The sequence below is a fragment of the Saccharothrix sp. ALI-22-I genome, from assembly GCF_001984175.1.
GTDB lineage: Bacteria > Actinomycetota > Actinomycetes > Mycobacteriales > Pseudonocardiaceae > Actinosynnema.
Genome location: NZ_MTQP01000067.1, coordinates 65,103 through 80,785 on the forward strand (window position 1 = coordinate 65,103; position 15,683 = coordinate 80,785).

At 69.9% G+C, this 15,683-nt stretch carries 14 protein-coding genes and 2 tRNA genes; 6 read left to right on the top strand and 10 right to left on the bottom strand.

What is annotated here, in order from left to right; all coding sequences use genetic code 11:
• Nucleotides 1-36: 36 nt before the first annotated feature.
• The 3 genes from ALI22I_RS32595 to ALI22I_RS32605 are packed head-to-tail and all read right to left on the bottom strand — an operon-like array spanning nt 37 to nt 2,808.
• Nucleotides 37-1,104: a cystathionine gamma-lyase gene (locus tag ALI22I_RS32595; RefSeq protein ID WP_077009424.1), complete on the bottom strand. Its 1,068-nt coding sequence runs from the start codon at nt 1,102-1,104 to the stop codon at nt 37-39.
• Nucleotides 1,101-2,105, bottom strand: coding sequence for an NAD(P)H-dependent glycerol-3-phosphate dehydrogenase (locus tag ALI22I_RS32600; protein WP_077009425.1), 1,005 nt, complete (start codon nt 2,103-2,105; stop codon nt 1,101-1,103). The genes ALI22I_RS32595 and ALI22I_RS32600 overlap by 4 nt, the downstream gene beginning before the upstream one ends.
• A gap of 1 nt (nt 2,106) precedes the next feature.
• Nucleotides 2,107-2,808 carry a lysophospholipid acyltransferase family protein gene (locus tag ALI22I_RS32605; RefSeq protein WP_077010085.1) on the bottom strand — a complete coding sequence of 234 codons (702 nt, stop codon included), beginning with the start codon at nt 2,806-2,808 and terminating at the stop codon, nt 2,107-2,109.
• 82 nt (nt 2,809-2,890) lie between these two features.
• Here ALI22I_RS32605 and cofC point away from each other — a divergent pair, with 82 nt between their 5' ends.
• From cofC to ALI22I_RS32625, 4 genes are all read left to right on the top strand, one after another.
• On the top strand, nt 2,891-3,499 hold the full coding sequence (gene cofC / locus ALI22I_RS32610; protein WP_077009426.1) for a 2-phospho-L-lactate guanylyltransferase: 609 nt from the start codon (nt 2,891-2,893) through the stop codon (nt 3,497-3,499).
• A 189-nt stretch (nt 3,500-3,688) separates the two neighbouring features.
• Nucleotides 3,689-3,895: a hypothetical protein gene (locus ALI22I_RS32615; RefSeq protein WP_143532554.1), complete on the top strand. Its 207-nt coding sequence runs from the start codon at nt 3,689-3,691 to the stop codon at nt 3,893-3,895.
• A 59-nt stretch (nt 3,896-3,954) separates the two neighbouring features.
• Nucleotides 3,955-6,240, top strand: a complete 2,286-nt coding sequence (locus ALI22I_RS32620) for an RNA degradosome polyphosphate kinase (RefSeq protein WP_077009428.1) — start codon at nt 3,955-3,957, stop codon at nt 6,238-6,240.
• A gap of 7 nt (nt 6,241-6,247) precedes the next feature.
• Nucleotides 6,248-7,159, top strand: a complete 912-nt coding sequence (locus tag ALI22I_RS32625; protein ID WP_143532624.1) for an NUDIX hydrolase — start codon at nt 6,248-6,250, stop codon at nt 7,157-7,159.
• Between the two features lie 628 nt (nt 7,160-7,787).
• Here the strand turns inward: ALI22I_RS32625 and ALI22I_RS32630 are convergent.
• From ALI22I_RS32630 to leuC, 3 genes are all read right to left on the bottom strand, one after another.
• Nucleotides 7,788-8,489: an HU family DNA-binding protein gene (locus tag ALI22I_RS32630; protein ID WP_077009430.1), complete on the bottom strand. Its 702-nt coding sequence runs from the start codon at nt 8,487-8,489 to the stop codon at nt 7,788-7,790.
• A 207-nt stretch (nt 8,490-8,696) separates the two neighbouring features.
• The gene (leuD, locus tag ALI22I_RS32635) at nt 8,697-9,299 is read right to left on the bottom strand and encodes a 3-isopropylmalate dehydratase small subunit (RefSeq protein ID WP_077009431.1); all 603 of its coding nucleotides are present in this window, start codon (nt 9,297-9,299) and stop codon (nt 8,697-8,699) included.
• Nucleotides 9,300-9,314: 15 nt separating this feature from the next.
• Nucleotides 9,315-10,718 carry a 3-isopropylmalate dehydratase large subunit gene (leuC, locus tag ALI22I_RS32640; protein WP_077009432.1) on the bottom strand — a complete coding sequence of 468 codons (1,404 nt, stop codon included), beginning with the start codon at nt 10,716-10,718 and terminating at the stop codon, nt 9,315-9,317.
• Nucleotides 10,719-10,789: 71 nt separating this feature from the next.
• On the opposite strand from leuC, the gene ALI22I_RS32645 reads away from it, so the two are divergent.
• Nucleotides 10,790-11,491 carry an IclR family transcriptional regulator gene (locus tag ALI22I_RS32645; protein ID WP_077009433.1) on the top strand — a complete coding sequence of 234 codons (702 nt, stop codon included), beginning with the start codon at nt 10,790-10,792 and terminating at the stop codon, nt 11,489-11,491.
• A 163-nt stretch (nt 11,492-11,654) separates the two neighbouring features.
• On the opposite strand, the gene ALI22I_RS32650 is transcribed toward ALI22I_RS32645, so the two are convergent.
• From ALI22I_RS32650 to gltX, 4 genes are all read right to left on the bottom strand, one after another.
• A tRNA-Glu gene (locus ALI22I_RS32650) sits at nt 11,655-11,727 on the bottom strand.
• A gap of 91 nt (nt 11,728-11,818) precedes the next feature.
• Nucleotides 11,819-11,890 (bottom strand) — tRNA-Gln (locus ALI22I_RS32655).
• A gap of 113 nt (nt 11,891-12,003) precedes the next feature.
• Nucleotides 12,004-12,741: an HAD family hydrolase gene (locus tag ALI22I_RS32660; protein ID WP_238598702.1), complete on the bottom strand. Its 738-nt coding sequence runs from the start codon at nt 12,739-12,741 to the stop codon at nt 12,004-12,006.
• Between the two features lie 104 nt (nt 12,742-12,845).
• Entirely contained in the window at nt 12,846-14,336 is a 1,491-nt protein-coding gene (gene gltX / locus ALI22I_RS32665; protein ID WP_077009435.1) for a glutamate--tRNA ligase, read from the bottom strand.
• Nucleotides 14,337-14,426: 90 nt separating this feature from the next.
• Between gltX and ALI22I_RS32670 the strand changes: the two genes are divergently transcribed.
• Nucleotides 14,427-15,674 (top strand): FAD-dependent oxidoreductase, encoded by a 1,248-nt coding sequence (locus tag ALI22I_RS32670; RefSeq protein WP_077009436.1) that lies wholly within the window; start codon nt 14,427-14,429, stop codon nt 15,672-15,674.
• Nucleotides 15,675-15,683: the final 9 nt, after the last annotated feature.

Genomic DNA, 15,683 nt, shown 5'->3' on the forward strand with positions numbered 1-15,683 from the left:
CGTCACCGCGCAACCACGTCCCACGAAATGGACCCATCAGAGGGACTGGAACACGTCTTCGACCAGGTCGGCGGTGTCCTCGCAGCCCGCGGACAGCCGGACCAGGCCCTCGGGCACCGGGTCGCCCCACTGAGCGCGCCGGTCCAGGCTGGTGTGCAGGCCGCCGAAGCTGGTGCTCGCGAACACCAGCCGGGAGCGCTCCAGGAACGCGGCCACCGCGTCCACACCCGCCAACTCGAACGTCAGCACCCCGCCGAACCGCCGCATCTGCCGCGACGCGACCTCGTGCGCCGGGTCCTCCGGCGCGCCCGGCCACCGCAGCCCGGTGACCGCCGGGTGCGCCTTCAGCACGTCGTACAGGGCCGCCGCGTTCGCCGCCTGCCTGCTCAGCCGCAGGTCCAGCGTGCCGAGGCCGCGGTGCGCCAACCACGCCTCGAACGGGCCGGGGATCGCGCCACCGGTCGTCCGCGCCGCGCGCACCCGTTCCGCCAACGCCGGGTCCGAGGTGGACACGTGACCGAGCAGCACGTCGCTGTGCCCGGCGACGGCCTTCGTGTCGCTGCTCAGCACCGCGTCCGCGCCCAGGAGCAGCGGCTGCTGGCCGAGCGGCGTCGCGGTCGTGTTGTCCACCGCGACCAGCGCGCCCGCCGCGTGCGCGGCTTCGGCCAGTGCCGCGATGTCGCACACCTCCAGCCCCGGGTTGGACGGCGATTCCAGCAGCACCAGCCGCACCCCGTCGAACGACGGGTACGGCCCGGCGGTCGGCACCTCGACCACCCCCACCGGCATCTCGGCGACCAGCGTGCGGGTCAGGTAGTAGCCGTCGCTCGGCACCACCACGACGTCACCGGGCTTGAGCACCACGCGCAGGAACGTCGAGATCGCCGCCATGCCGGACGGGAACAGCACGGTCGTGCCGCCGTCCAACCCGCCCAGCGCCACCTCCAACGCGCGCCACGTCGGGTTGTGCGCCCGGCCGTACGTGTCCTCGCCGCCCAGGTGGTAGGCCGAGGCGAACACCGGTCCCGCCAGGAACGGCTCCCCCGGCGCGGCCGGCGCGGCCGGCGTCGAGTGGACGACGCGCGTGCCGTCGCCCCAGGTCACTGCCGTTCCGCCTTCCGTTCACGCCCGAGCAGCGCGGCCGTCAGCACGCGCGGGTCCAGGCCCTCGTGGCACACCTGGTGCACGCCTTCGGTGATCGGCATGTCCACCCCGACCTGCGCGGCCAACTCGCGGATGGACGAACACGACTTCACGCCCTCGGCGACCTGCCCGTGCGCGGCCTCCTGCGCCTGCGCCAGCGTGTCGCCGCGTCCCAGCCGTTCCCCGAACGACCGGTTGCGCGACAGCGGCGACGCGCACGTGGCCACCAAGTCGCCCAGACCGGCCAGACCCGCGAACGTCAACGGGTCCGCGCCCAGCGCCGCGCCCAGCCGTGCGGTCTCGGCGAGGCCGCGGGTGATGATCGAGGCCATCGTGTTGTCGCCGAACCCCATGCCCGCCGCCATGCCGCAGGCCAGCGCGATGACGTTCTTGCACGCGCCGCCGAGCTCGCAGCCCACCACGTCCACGTTGGTGTAAGGCCGGAAGTAGGAGTTGGAGCACGCGTGCTGGAGGTCGACCGCGCGGTCGTGGTCGGTGCACGCGATGACCGTGGCGGTCGGCTGCTCGGCCGCGATCTCCTTGGCCAGGTTCGGCCCGGACACCACCGCGACCTGGTCCTCCGGCACGCCGGCGACCTCGCGGATCACCTCGCTCATCCGCTTCAACGTGCCCAGTTCCACGCCCTTGGCCAGGCTCACCAGCGTCGCGTCCGCCGGCAGCGCGGAACGCCAGCCGCTCAGGTTCGCGCGCAACGTCTGGCTCGGCACCGCCAGCACCACGGCCTGCGCGCCGTCCAACGCCTTCTCGGCGTCGGAGGTGGCGGTCAGGTTGCCGGGCAGGGTGACGCCCGGCAGGTAGTCGGTGTTGACCCGGCTGTTCGAGATGGCGTCGGCGACCTCGGGGCGCCGCGCCCACAGCACCACGTCCGTGCCGGAGTCGGCGAGCACCTTGGCGAAGGCGGTGCCCCATGACCCGGCGCCCAGCACCGCGACCCGGTCCACGTCAGGCCTTCTTGGAGTAGAAGCCGTCGGGCGCCTGCTCCTCGCGGATGTCCGCGAGCAGGCCCTTCACCTCGTTCATCAGCACGTCGGTGACCTCGCGCAGCAACGCGATGCTCTGCGGCTGGGACCGGTAGGCGGACAGGTCGATCGGCGGGCCGACCTTCGTCACCACCGCTTTGCGCGGGAGCGGGCGGAACTTCTTGCGGTAGTGGTCGTAGACGTCACGGGTGCCCCAGCGGGCGACGGGCAGCACGGGCACGTCGTGCTCCAGGGCGAGCCGGGCCACGCCGGTGCGCGAGGTCATCGGCCAGCCGTCCGGGTCGCGGGTGATCGTGCCCTCGGGGTAGATGATCACGATCAGGCCCTGTTCCAGTGCGTCGTGCGCGGCGCGGAGGCTCTGCTGGGCGTCGGCGGTGCCGCGGTAGACCGGGATCTGCCGGGCGCCCTTGAGGACGGCGCCGAGGACCGGGACGTTCCACAGGCTGTGCTTGGCGAGGAAGTGCGGCACGCGGCCCTGCTTGTGCGTGAAGACGGCGTCGTAGACCGGGTCCAGGTGGGACACGTGGTTCATCACGACGAGCGCCCCGCCCGTCTTGGGGACGTGCTCGGCGCCCTCGATGCGCCGCCGCGCCATCAGCGCGGTGGCGGGGTAGAAGATCGCCGCGGCGAACCCGACCCAGAAGCCGCCCTTCTCCTTGGCCACGTGCACTCCCTCTTCGTCGTGGACCTGGAGTCTTCCTCGGAGCCCCCGGCCAGGTCCAGCCGGCATCGGGGAGTATGGCGGGGTGGGAGCCGAAGTGGACCTGGTGGTGCCGGTCAAGACCCTGGACCGGGCCAAAACGCGGCTGGTGGGCGCCCGGCTGGACCGGCCGGCGCTGGCGCTGGCGTTCGCGTTGGACACGATCGCGGCGGCGCTGCCGGTGGTGCGCGGTGTGTTGGCGGTCACGTCCGACCCGGCGGTGGCGCTGGAACTGCGGGCGCTGGGGGTGGAGTCGGTGGCCGGGCCGGAGGGGTTGAACGAGGCGCTGCGGTTCGGGTTCGGGGTGCTGCGCTCTCGTGACGCGGGGTCGGTGGTGGGCGCTTTGCAGGCGGACCTGCCGGCGTTGCGGACGGACGAGTTGGGGGCGGCTCTGGCGGCGGCTCGCGGCCGGTCGTTCTGCCCGGACCGTCAGGGCACGGGCACGACGCTGCTGCTGTCTTCAGCCGGCGGTGACCTCGCCCCGGCTTTCGGTGTGGGCTCGGCGGCGGCGCACGCGGCCTCCGATGCGACGGCACTGGTCGGTCCCTGGCCGTCGCTGCGCCACGACGTGGACACCGCGGAGGACTTGCGGCTCGCGGCAGACCTGGGCCTCGGCACGCGCACGGCCACGGCTATGACACCTGTGTGCGGCTGAGACCGCGGTGTGCGGCGGAGATCTCAGCGGACAGTCGTCCACAGCCTCGATCCCAAGAACCCCGGCGAAAACATCAGCACCAACAGTCAACCTCGCAACCCGACCGCTCCTTCTTTCAGTAACGGAGTCGTCGCTGATGTGGCAACAACGCCTGATCGGCCACTGGCTCCGATCGGCTAGCTTTGGCTGGTGACAAAGCACGTGACCGAGCAGGCGACGGTGAGCGCACATCATCCGGACGGCTCAGCGACCGTGCTGCGGGACGACGGTGTGCTGATGGACGTGTCGGCCGAAGCGGTCGCGGAGGGTGGTTGGCGGTCACTGCGCGCAGGCCAACGAGTCACTCTCGTGCGCAATACCGCGGGTGAAGTGATGGGTGTGCTGCGGCCGGTGTGACGGGGAGTTCACTTCATCGTCGGCTCCGATCAGCGCGGAGTCGCCCGATGTGGGGAACAATGCTGATCGTGAGCACGGACAACACTCCCGAGCAGCCCGCGCCGAAACGACGGACGAGGACGCCGCGGGCCACGCCCGCTGCGAGCACTCCCCGCCGACGACCGCGCCCGGCCACCCGACGCGGCGGCGGCACACGTGCGGGCACGACGGCGGCGCAGCAGGCGGCGGACGCGACGACCCGGTCGTTCCCCAGCTCACCGCCCGCCGCCACGGCCACCGAGGCGCAGGCCGACCTGCCCGACGACCGGTACTTCAACCGGGAACTGTCCTGGTTGGACTTCAACGCCCGGGTGCTGGCGCTGGCCGAGGACGCCTCGCAGCCGCTGCTGGAGCGGGCGAAGTTCCTGGCGATCTTCGCCTCGAACCTGGACGAGTTCTACATGGTCCGGGTCGCCGGCCTGAAGCGCCGCGACGAGACCGGCCTGTCGGTGCGCAGCGCGGACGGGCTCACCCCGCGCGAACAGCTGTCCAGCATCGCCAAGCGCACCCAGGAGCTGGTCGAGCAGCACGCCAGGGCGTTCCTCGACCACGTCCAGCCGGAGCTGGAGAAGCACGCGATCAGCATCGTCAACTGGGCGCAGCTGACCGATTTCGAGAAGCTGCGGCTGTCGAACTACTTCACCGACCAGGTGTTCCCGGTGCTCACGCCGCTGGCCGTGGACGCCGCGCACCCGTTCCCCTACATCTCCGGCCTGTCGCTGAACCTCGCCGTGACGGTGCGCGACCCGGAGGGCGGCGCGGAGCGGTTCGCGCGCATCAAGGTGCCGGACAACGTGCCGCGCCTGGTCCGGGTGGAGAGCGACCGCACCAGCCCGACGGCGACGTTCCTGCCGTTGGAGGAACTGATCACGGCGCACATGAGCGAGCTGTTCGCGGGCATGCAGGTGATCGAGTGCCACGCGTTCCGGGTGACCCGCAACGCGGACCTGGAGGTCGAGGAGGACCAGGACGAGGACCTGCTCAAGTCGCTGGAACGGGAGCTGGCGCGGCGCCGGTTCGGTCCGCCGGTGCGGCTGGAGATCGCCGACGACATGACCGAGCACATGCTGGAACGGCTGCTGCGGGAGCTGGAGGTCGATCCGCACGACGTCGTCCAAGTGCCCGGTCTGCTGGACCTGTCGTCCCTGTGGCAGCTCTACAGCGTGGACCGCAAGCAGCTCAAGGACGCGCCGTTCGTGCCCGCGACGCACTCGGCGTTCGGCGAACGCGAGACGCCCAAGAGCATCTTCGCCACGCTGCGCGAAGGTGACGTGCTGGTGCACCACCCGTACGACTCGTTCTCCACCTCCGTGCAGCGGTTCATCGAGCAGGCGGCGGCCGATCCGCGGGTGTTGGCCATCAAGCAGACGCTGTACCGCACATCGGGCGACTCCCCGATCGTGGACGCGTTGATCGACGCGGCCGAGGCGGGCAAGCAGGTCGTGGCGCTGGTGGAGATCAAGGCGCGGTTCGACGAGCAGGCGAACATCAAGTGGGCGCGCCAGCTGGAGAAGGCGGGCGTGCACGTCGTCTACGGCCTGATGGGGCTCAAGACGCACTGCAAGACCTCGCTGGTGGTGCGGCAGGAGGGCTCGCGGATCCAGCGCTACTGCCACATCGGCACCGGCAACTACAACCCGAAGACGGCGCGGCTGTACGAGGACATCGGCATCCTCACCGCCGAGCCGACCATCGGCGCGGACCTCACCGACCTGTTCAACGTCCTCACCGGGTACGCCAGGCAGGACCACTACCGCAGCCTGCTGGTCGCGCCTTACGGGGTGCGACGCGGGATCGTGGAGCGCATCGAGCGGGAGATCGAGCACGCGCGGGCCGGTGAGCCCGCCGGTGTGCGCATCAAGGTGAACTCGCTGGTGGACGAGCAGGTCATCGACTCGCTGTACCGGGCGTCGCAGGCGGGCGTCCAGGTGGACGTGGTGGTGCGCGGGGTGTGCGCGTTGAAGCCGGGCATCAAGGGGCTGTCGGAGAACATCCACGTCCGATCGATCCTCGGCCGGTTCCTGGAGCACTCGCGGGTGTTCCACTTCGTCGGGTGCGGCGAGCACTGGATCGGCAGCGCCGACATGATGCACCGCAACCTGGACCGGCGGGTCGAGGTGCAGGTGCGGGTGACCGACCCGAAGCTCACCGCGCAGTTGGACGCGATGATGGACTCGGCGATGGAACCCACCACGCGGTGCTGGGTGCTGCAGCCCGACGGTGAGTGGGAGGCGTCGCCGGCGGACGGGTCGCGCGTGCGCGACCACCAGACCGAGATGCTGCGCGGCCACCGCGCGTTGGGGTGAGTCGTTGATCCGGGCTGCCGGCGCCGTGCTGTGGCGCGATGGTTGCGTGGCCGTCGTGCACCGGCCGCGTTATGACGACTGGTCCCTGCCGAAGGGGAAGGTGGACCCCGGCGAGACGGTGCCCGCGGCGGCGGTGCGGGAGGTGCTGGAGGAGACGGGGTTCCACGCCGTGCTCGGGCGGTACCTGTGCCAGGCGTCGTACGAGGCTTTCGGCAAGCCGAAAGTGGTGGACTACTTCAGCGCGCGGGCCGAGTCGGGGGCGTTCGTGCCGTCCGACGAGGTCGACGAGCTGCGGTGGGTGCCGTTCGCCGAGGCGGGTTCCTTGGTGACGCGGGACGAGGACCGGTCGGTGTTGGCGGCTTTCACGGCGGCGCCCGCGGACTTGGCGACGGTGTTGCTGGTGCGGCACGCGAAGGCGGGCAAGCGGGACCACTGGCAGGGTGACGACGACCTGCGGCCGTTGAGTTCGGCGGGGTGGCGGCAGGCGTCGGGGTTGGGTGCGATGCTGCCGTTGTGGAAGCCGGTTCGGGTCCACTCCGCGCCCCGGGTGCGGTGCGTGGAGACCGTTCAGGGGGTGGCGGAGGACTTGGGCTTGGGCGTGCTGCTGGAACCCCGGCTGTCCGAGGAGGGGTACTGGCCGGACCGCGAGGCCGGGCTGGTGCGGCTGCTGGAGATCGCGGACGGGGTGGGCACGCCGGTCGTGTGCAGCCAGGGCGGGGTGATCCCGGACATCGTGTCCACCCTCGCCGACCTGGGCGGTCTGTCGTTGGGCGGGACGCCGTGCAAGAAGGGCAGCACGTGGCTGCTGGCGTTCCGCCGACCGGGGCCGGGGTGGTCCACTTCGGACTCGCACACCTCCTGGCCGAGGCTCGTCTCGGCGCACTACTTCCCGACCGCTCTGCCGACTCCCACTACCTGATTCCCGCGCTTCGTTCGCTCAAACTCGCCGAATCGGCCACTCGCGCGCCGTGACTCGGCCGGTCGGGTCACGGCACGGGTTCACTTGAGCACATTGAGTTGTCCACAGGCGGCAACCGTTACGCCAGAAATGTCAGACCGCGCCGGCAGTATGAGAACTGGGGACCCCCCTGGCGGGGACCCTTGCGAAGCATCTCCGTCGCATCTCCGTCACGCGCGAGCGGTGGGTTCCTCGGTGTCCGAGTGACGGGTTCACCGTGCCCGAGTTGCCCCACCGGAGTGTTCCGAGCGTTGAACTCGGGGGTCCTGAACGCAGGACTCACGGCACCTGAGCGTTCGGCTCTCGCGACGCGAACGTACGACTCACGCGTTCCGAATGTGGGACTCACGCGTCCTGGACGTAGGACTCACGCGTTCCGAACGTAGGACACGGCCGTTCCGAACGTAGGACACGCGTGTTCCGAAGGTGGGAGGTGTGGGGTTGAAGAGGGGCGCGCGGGGTTGGGAACGACTTGGGGGGGTTGAGAGGGTGGGGTGGGGGGTGGAAAGCGCTCAGGGCCCGGTGCGCGTCCGCATCGGGCCCTGAGCGTGTGTGTTGCTTACCTGGCCGGCGATCGCCCGGCCTGGTTTCACTTCTTCTTGGCCGGGGCCTTCTTCGCTGCCGCGGGCTTCGCGGCAGCAGCAGTGGTGGCCTTGGCCGGCGTCGCCTTTGCCGCCGTGCTGGTGGTGGCCGCCGTCTTCTTGGCCGCCGGCTTCGCCGGAGCCGCCGCCTTTGCCGCAGTCGCCTTCGCGGCGGCCGGGGCCTTGGTCGCGGTGCTCTTGGCAGGCGCGGCCTTGGTGGCGGTGGCGGCGGGCTTCGCAGCCGCGGCGGTCCGGCGGGTTGCCGGTGCCTTCGTGGCTGCCGCAGCGGCGCGCGTAGCGGTGCCGGTGCTACGCGTCGCACGCGTAGTGGTGGCGCGCGCGGTGGTGCTGCGAGTGGCCGGGGCCTTCGTCGCGGCGGCCGGCTTGGCCGCCGCACCGGCCGCGGGCTTCGCGGCCGTGACGCGCGGCAGCTTCTTCGTGCCGCTGATGACGTCCTTGAACGTCGAACCCGCGCGGAACGCGGGAACGTTGGTCTTCTTGACCTTCACGGTCTCACCGGTGCGCGGGTTGCGAGCGGTGCGGGCCGCACGGGCACGCTTCTCGAACACCCCGAAACCGGTGATGTTGACCTTCTCGCCCTTGTGGACGCTGCGGACGATGACGTCGACGAGCCCGTCGACAGCGGCAGCGGCGTTCTTCTTGTCGCCAAGGCGCTCGGCGAGCGCCTCGATGAGCTGGGCCTTGTTCACCTTCAGTCCCTCCCAGGACGCTCACGGCCCTAGTCGGGCCGACTGATTGCCCACGGTAAGCCCATATGCAAGGAAATACCAATCGCCACGCCAGATTTTCCGTTGTGGCGTGGGCAATTACGACCTGTCGAGGGACACCTCAGCGGCCCCGGAGGGTTCGAAGGGGCCGGATTCCCGCTGTTCGGAGGGGAATCCGACCCCTTCGAGTCACCCTGCGGGCAGCGGATCGGTAGTGGGCAACCAAGTCGCCCTGTGCTGCTCGAACTCGGTGATGTCATCGGCGTGCCGAAGGGTCAGCGCGATGTCGTCCAATCCCTCCAGCAGCCGCCAGCGGGTGTACTCGTCGACCGTGAAGGGCGCGGTGAAGTCCTTCGCCACAACGGTGTTGTTCGTCAGGTCGACGGTCACCTCGGTGCCGGGCTCGTTCTCCAGCAGCTTCCAGAGCAATTCGACATCGGACTGCGAGCACTCGGCGGCCACGAGGCCCTGCTTGCCCGAGTTGCCGCGGAAGATGTCGGCGAACCGGGAGGAGATGACCACCCGGAAGCCGTAATCCATGAGCGCCCAGACGGCGTGCTCGCGGGACGACCCGGTGCCGAAGTCCGGCCCGGCGACCAGCACGCTGCCCGCCCGGAACGGTTCCTGGTTGAGCACGAACTGCTCGTCGCCGCGCCAGGCGGCGAACAGGCCGTCCTCGAAGCCCGTGCGGGTCACGCGCTTGAGGTAGACGGCCGGGATGATCTGGTCGGTGTCCACGTTGGACCTGCGCAGCGGAACGCCGACCCCGGTGTGCGTGGTGAACGCTTCCATGTTCGTAGAACTCCCTCAGACCAGGTCGGCGGGCGACGAGAGCGTGCCCCGCACGGCGGTGGCGGCGGCCACGAGTGGCGAAACCAGGTGGGTGCGGCCACCCTTGCCCTGCCTGCCCTCGAAGTTTCGGTTGGAGGTCGACGCGCTGCGCTCGCCCGGCTTGAGCTGGTCCGGGTTCATGCCCAGGCACATCGAGCAGCCGGCCTGGCGCCACTCCGCGCCGGCCGCCAGGAACACCTCGTGCAGTCCCTCGGATTCGGCCTGCGCGCGAACCCGCATTGAACCGGGCACCACGAGCATCCGTACCCCGTCGGCGACCTTGTGCCCGCGCAGGACGTCCGCCGCCGCGCGCAGGTCCTCGATGCGGCCGTTGGTGCAGGAGCCGAGGAACACCGTGTCGACGTGGATGTCGCGCAGCGGGGTGCCCGCGGTCAGCCCCATGTACGTCAGTGCCTTCTCCGCGGCCACGCGCTCGTTCTCGTCGACGATGGTCTCGGGGTCGGGCACGCTGGCGCTCAGCGGCAGGCCCTGGCCGGGGTTGGTGCCCCAGGTGACGAACGGCGTGAGCTCGTCGGCGTCGAGGCGGACCTCGGCGTCGAACTCGGCGTCGTCGTCGGTGCGCAGGGTCTTCCAGTACTCGACGGCCGCGTCCCAGTCCGCGCCGGTCGGCGCGTGCGGACGGCCCTGGACGTAGTCGAACGTGGTCTGGTCCGGCGCGATCATGCCCGCGCGGGCGCCCGCCTCGATCGACATGTTGCACACGGTCATGCGGGCTTCCATGGACAGCGCCTCGATCGCGCGCCCCCGGTACTCCAGGACGTAGCCCTGGCCGCCGCCGGTGCCGATCTTCGCGATCACCGCGAGGATGATGTCCTTGGCCGTGACGCCGGGCTTCAGCTCGCCGTCCACCGTGATGGACATGGTCTTGAACGGCCGCAGCGGCAGCGTCTGGGTGGCCATCACGTGCTCCACCTCGGACGTGCCGATGCCGAACGCCAAGGCGCCGAACGCGCCGTGCGTGGACGTGTGGCTGTCACCGCAGACGACCGTCATACCGGGCTGCGTCAGGCCCAACTGCGGGCCCACGACGTGCACGATGCCCTGTTCGGCGTCGCCCATGGGGTGCAGCCGGACGCCGAATTCCGCGCAGTTCTTGCGCAGTGTCTCGACCTGCGTGCGCGACACCGGGTCGGCGATCGGGAGCTCGATGTCGATCGTCGGGACGTTGTGGTCCTCGGTGGCGATCGTGAGGTCGGGGCGGCGGAGCTGTCGCCCCGCCAGGCGCAGGCCGTCGAACGCCTGCGGGCTGGTCACTTCGTGCAGCAGGTGGAGGTCGATGTAGAGCAGGTCCGGCTCGGCGCCACTGCCGTGGCGCACGACGTGTGCTTCCCACACCTTCTCCGCGAGCGTGCGGCTCATCGCAACTCTCCCAAGATCTGGACAGTCGATAGATCTGGACTTCCCAGACAGTGGGAAGTTAGTATCGGCTTGTGGGACAGCATAGCGGGATCGGCGTGCTGGACAAGGCAGTGGCTGTCTTGAACGCCGTCGCAAAGGATCCGTGTGGGCTCGCCGAGTTGTGCAACCGGACGGGCTTGCCGAGGGCTACCGCGCACCGGTTGGCGGTCGGGCTCGAGGTGCACCGGTTGTTGCGACGGGGTTCGGACGGTCGCTGGCGTCCGGGCGCGGCACTGGGCGAGTTGGCGGGCGGGGCAACCGACCCGTTGCTCGACGCGGCGTCCTCGGTGTTGCCGAGGTTGCGCGACATCACGGGAGAGAGCGTCCAGTTGTACCGGCGGGACGGGATGCAGCGGATCTGCGTGTCCTCCGCGGAACCACCGAGTGGTTTGCGCGACACCGTGCCGATCGGCGCGCGATTGCCGATGACGGCCGGTTCGGGTGCGAAGGTATTGGCCGCGTGGGCCGATCCGGGAACTCAACGTTCCGTTCTCGCCGATGCCGTTTACGGCGAACGGACATTGTTGGAGGTCCGGCGTCGTGGATGGGCACAGTCCGTCGCGGAACGAGAACCGGGAGTCGCTTCCGTTTCCGCGCCGGTAAGGGACAGCACGGGCTCCGTGGTCGCGGCGGTGTCCGTTTCCGGCCCCATTGACCGCATGGGGCGCCGTCCGGGCGCACGGTGGGCCGCAGACCTCCTAGCAGCCGCTGAGGCCCTCCAGACGCGCCTGTAGACCACACGCACCCCCGCCACCCGACCAGTGGCGGGGGTGCAGGGGTCGGGGGCAGGGGTGCAGGGGCGAAGCCCTCCTGCCCGGGGTTTGGGGGTCGGACCCCCAATGTGAAATGCGAAAAGACCCTTGTTCTGCTTACGCAGAACAAGGGTCTTCCGGTCTGTAGCCCCGATGGGATTCGAACCCACGCTACCGCCTTGAGAGGGCGGCGTCCTAGGCCGCTAGACGACGGGGCCAGGAACTTCTGTATTTACTTTATCAGATCTTCTCTTGCTGTCCTGCGTTGCTCGGGAAGTAGTCTAGCACATCTACTTTTGACCCTTGCAGCTGGGGTACCAGGACTCGAACCTAGACTAACTGAACCAGAATCAGTCGTGCTGCCAATTACACCATACCCCAATGGTTTCCCGATCAACTTACCCGACCGCCAGGCGCTTGTCCGTGGCTTTGGGGGCTGTCCGTTCCGCCGGGAGGAATACTAGACCACGTCCCCGGCGGAACGGAAATCGGGGTCACGCCGAGGCGGCGGACAGCTCGCAGACGAGCAGTTCGGGCAGCTCAGCGAGGCTGCTGATGGCGGAGATGCCCACGGGGAGCGCGCCCTCGCGCGGGCCCTGGCGGTTCAGCCACACGCCCTTCATGCCCGCGTCACGCGCGCCGATCGCGTCGGCGTGCAGGCGGTCGCCGATGTGCACCGTGTCACCCAGGTCCACGCCCAGGTCGGCACACGCGGTGTCGAAGATCACGCGGTCCGGTTTGGCGGCGCCGACCTCGCCGGCGATGAGCACGGTGTCGAAGTACTGGGTGAGCCCGAGCGAGGCGATTTTCACCCGCTGGTGCCGCCCTGAGGCGTTGCTCACGGCGGCCATGGGCAGACCGGTGGCCCGCAGCCACTCCAGGCACGGGACGACGTCGGGGAACAGCCGCCAGCCGGACGCGAGGACTTCCTGCCGGCGCAGTTCCCGGCGGGTCGCCTCGTCCTGGTCCAACTCCTCGCCGAGGGCCGCGAAGAAGGCGCGCGTGCGGATGTTGCGCATCGTCTCGTATTCGAGTTCGCCGGCGAGGAGGCGTTCGCAGTGCTCGTCGGTGATGCGCTGCCACAGCGGCCAGGCGTCGGCGTTGCCGACCATCGCGGCCAGGGCGGCCCGGGACGAGGTGCTGTAGTCGACCAGGGTGTCGTCGACGTCCAGACACACGGCCCGGATCTCGCCGGTTCTCCGAGGGGTGAAAGTCGGGGCTGCGGTTGTCACCCCGTGAGGCTAGGTGCGGTCACCCCTCGTCCGACTCGACCAGAGAGGTGATATCTGACGGTTCTTGCACGGTCAAGCATCGCACAACCGCCCGAACGCACCAGTCAGATTGCCCCGAGCGCGCGACGCAATCGCCCGATCGAGCGACTTCGACCGACCAGTTCCATGGATTCGTAGAGCGGAGGCGAGACGGTACGGCCCGTCACGGCAACCCGCACCGGGGCGTAGGCCTTGCGCGGTTTGAGGCCCATTCCGTCCACAAGAGACACCTTCAGCGCCTCCTCGATCGAGGCGGCCGTCCACTCCGGAAGCGATTCCAGGGCGTTGATGCTCGCCTCCAGGACCGGCCGGGCGTCCTGGCCCAACGCCTTGGCCGCGGAGTCCTCCTCCGGGGCGAAGTCCTCTTCGGCGACGAACAGGAACCGGACCATCCCGGACGCTTCCGACAGCACGACCAGGCGCTCCTGCACGAGCGGCGCGACGCCGGCCAGCAGGGCCACCTGCTCCTCGGTCGGCTCGGGCGGCAGCACCTCGTCCTTGATCAGGTAGGGCAGCACGCGGCTGACGAAGTCCTCGACGGGCAGCGCGCGCAGGTGCGTGGCGTTGATCGCCTCGGCCTTCTTCAGGTCGAAGCGGGCCGGGTTGAGGCTGACCTTCTCCAGCTCGAACGCCTCGACCAGCTCGGCCACCGAGAAGATGTCGCGGTCGTCGGCGATGGACCAGCCCAGCAGCGCCAGGTAGTTCAGCAGGCCCTCGGGCAGGAAGCCGCGGTCCCGGTACAGGAACAGGTTCGACTGCGGGTCGCGCTTGGAGAGCTTCTTGTTGCCCTCGCCCATCACGTACGGCAGGTGCCCGAACTTCGGCGTGAACGACGTCACGCCGATCCGGATCAACGCCTGGTACAGCGCGATCTGGCGCGGGGTGGACGGGAGCAGGTCCTCACCGCGCAGCACGTGCGTGATGCCCATGAGGGCGTCGTCCACGGGGTTCACGAACGGGTACAGCGGGTCGCCGTTGGCGCGCACCAGCACCGGGTCGGGCGTGTTGCCCGCCTTGAACGTGATCTCCCCTCGCACGACGTCGACCCACGTGATGTCCTCGTCGGGCATCTTCAGGCGCAGCACGGGTTCGCGGCCGTCGGAGCGGAACGCGGACTTCTGCTCCTCGGTCAGGCCGCGGTCGTAGCCGTCGTAGCCGAGCTTCGGGTCCTGCCCGGCGGCCTTGCGGCGCGCCTCGATCTCCTCGGCCGTGGAGAACGACTCGTAAAGCTCGCCGGCCTCGAACAGGCGCTTGGCGATGTCGACGTAGATGTCGCGGCGCTGGCTCTGCCGGTACGGCGCGTGCGGTCCGCCGACCTCGGGGCCTTCGTCCCAGTCCAGGCCCAGCCAGCGCATGGCTTCCAGCAGCGAGAGGTACGACTCCTCGGAGTCGCGGGCCGCGTCGGTGTCCTCGATCCGGAACACCACTGAGCCGCCGGTGTGGCGGGCGTACGCCCAGTTGAACAGGGCGGTGCGGATGAGCCCCACGTGGGGCGTGCCGGTCGGCGACGGGCAGAACCGGACGCGGACCTCTGGAGATGCTGCTGATGCGCTCATGACCCGATCAGCGTATCGGGCTTGACCTGTGCCCCGCTCAGGAGCATCCTGAGTTTATTCAACTGGTGTTGAAAACGTGAGAGGTGGATCATGGAGAGGACTGGTGTCGCGGTCGTCGGAGGCGGCCCGGCGGGCATGGTGGCCGGGTTGCTGCTGGCCCGGGCCGGTGTCGAGGTGACGGTGCTGGAGAAGCACGGCGACTTCCTGCGCGACTTCCGCGGCGACACGGTGCACGCGTCCACGCTGACGCTGCTGGACGAGCTGGGGCTCGGTCCGTCGTTCGCGGACGTGCCGCACCAGCTGGTCGACCGGATGCAGGTGTTGCTGGACAGCGGGCCGCAGACGATGGCCGACCTCAAGCGGCTGCCCGGACCGCACAAGCACATCGCGTTCGTGCCGCAGTGGGACTTCCTGGACCTGCTGGCCGACGCGGGCAAGCGCGAACCGTCGTTCGAGCTGCGGATGAACACCGAGTTCACCGGCCTGCTCAAGGAGAACGGCAAGGTGACCGGCGTCCGCTACCGCACGGCGGGCGGTGGGACCGGTGAGCTGGCGGCGGATCTGGTCATCGCGGCCGACGGGCGGCACTCGTTGGTGCGCGAGCAGGCCGGGCTGCCGGTGCGGAAGTTCGGCGCGCCGATGGACGTGTGGTGGTTCCGGGTGCCGCGCGAGTCGGGTGAGCTGAGCGGCGCCACGGGCCGGTTCGGCCGTGGCCACGGGCTGGTGCTGATCAACCGGGGCGATTACTTCCAGTGCGCCTACCTGATCCGCAAGGGCACCGACGAGTTGTTGCGGTCCGAGGGCGTGGCGGCGTTCCGGCGGCGCATGGCGGAACTCGTGCCGTGGCTGGCCGAGCGGATGGAGGCGGTCGAGTCGCTGGACGACGTGAAGCTGCTGGACGTGAAGCTGGACCGGTTGGGGCGCTGGCACCGTGACGGGTTGCTGTGCATCGGTGACGCGGCGCACGCCATGTCGCCCATCGGTGGTGTGGGCATCAACCTGGCCGTGCAGGACGCGGTGGCCGCCGCGACGATCGTGGCCGCGCCGCTGCGGCGGGGTGAGCTGAGCCCGAAGGTGTTGGCGAAGGTGCGGCGCAGGCGGTGGTTGCCGACCGCGGTGACGCAGGCGGTCCAGCGGCGCATCCAGGACTCGTTCCTGAAGCCGACGCTGGCGGGCACGTCCGGGGTCGCGCAGGGCAAGGTGCCCCTGCCGATCCGGCTGCTCCAGCGGTTCCCGCGGTTGCAGGTGGTGCCCGGCTACCTGGTGGCGATCGGGCTGCGGCCCGAGCACGCACCGGGGTTCGCCCGGCGCGCGCCCGAACACATCGAGCGGAGTTGAGCGACCGCG

Excerpts from the sequence above, each read along its gene's own strand:
- ALI22I_RS32620 (WP_077009428.1), top strand. The coding sequence starts at position 3,955 with ATGCTGATCGTGAGCACGGACAACACTCCCGAGCAGCCCGCGCCGAAA.
- leuD (WP_077009431.1), bottom strand. The coding sequence starts at position 9,299 with ATGGAAGCGTTCACCACGCACACCGGGGTCGGCGTTCCGCTGCGCAGG.
- leuC (WP_077009432.1), bottom strand. The coding sequence starts at position 10,718 with ATGAGCCGCACGCTCGCGGAGAAGGTGTGGGAAGCACACGTCGTGCGC.
- ALI22I_RS32670 (WP_077009436.1), top strand. The coding sequence starts at position 14,427 with ATGGAGAGGACTGGTGTCGCGGTCGTCGGAGGCGGCCCGGCGGGCATG.
- gltX (WP_077009435.1), bottom strand. The coding sequence starts at position 14,336 with ATGAGCGCATCAGCAGCATCTCCAGAGGTCCGCGTCCGGTTCTGCCCG.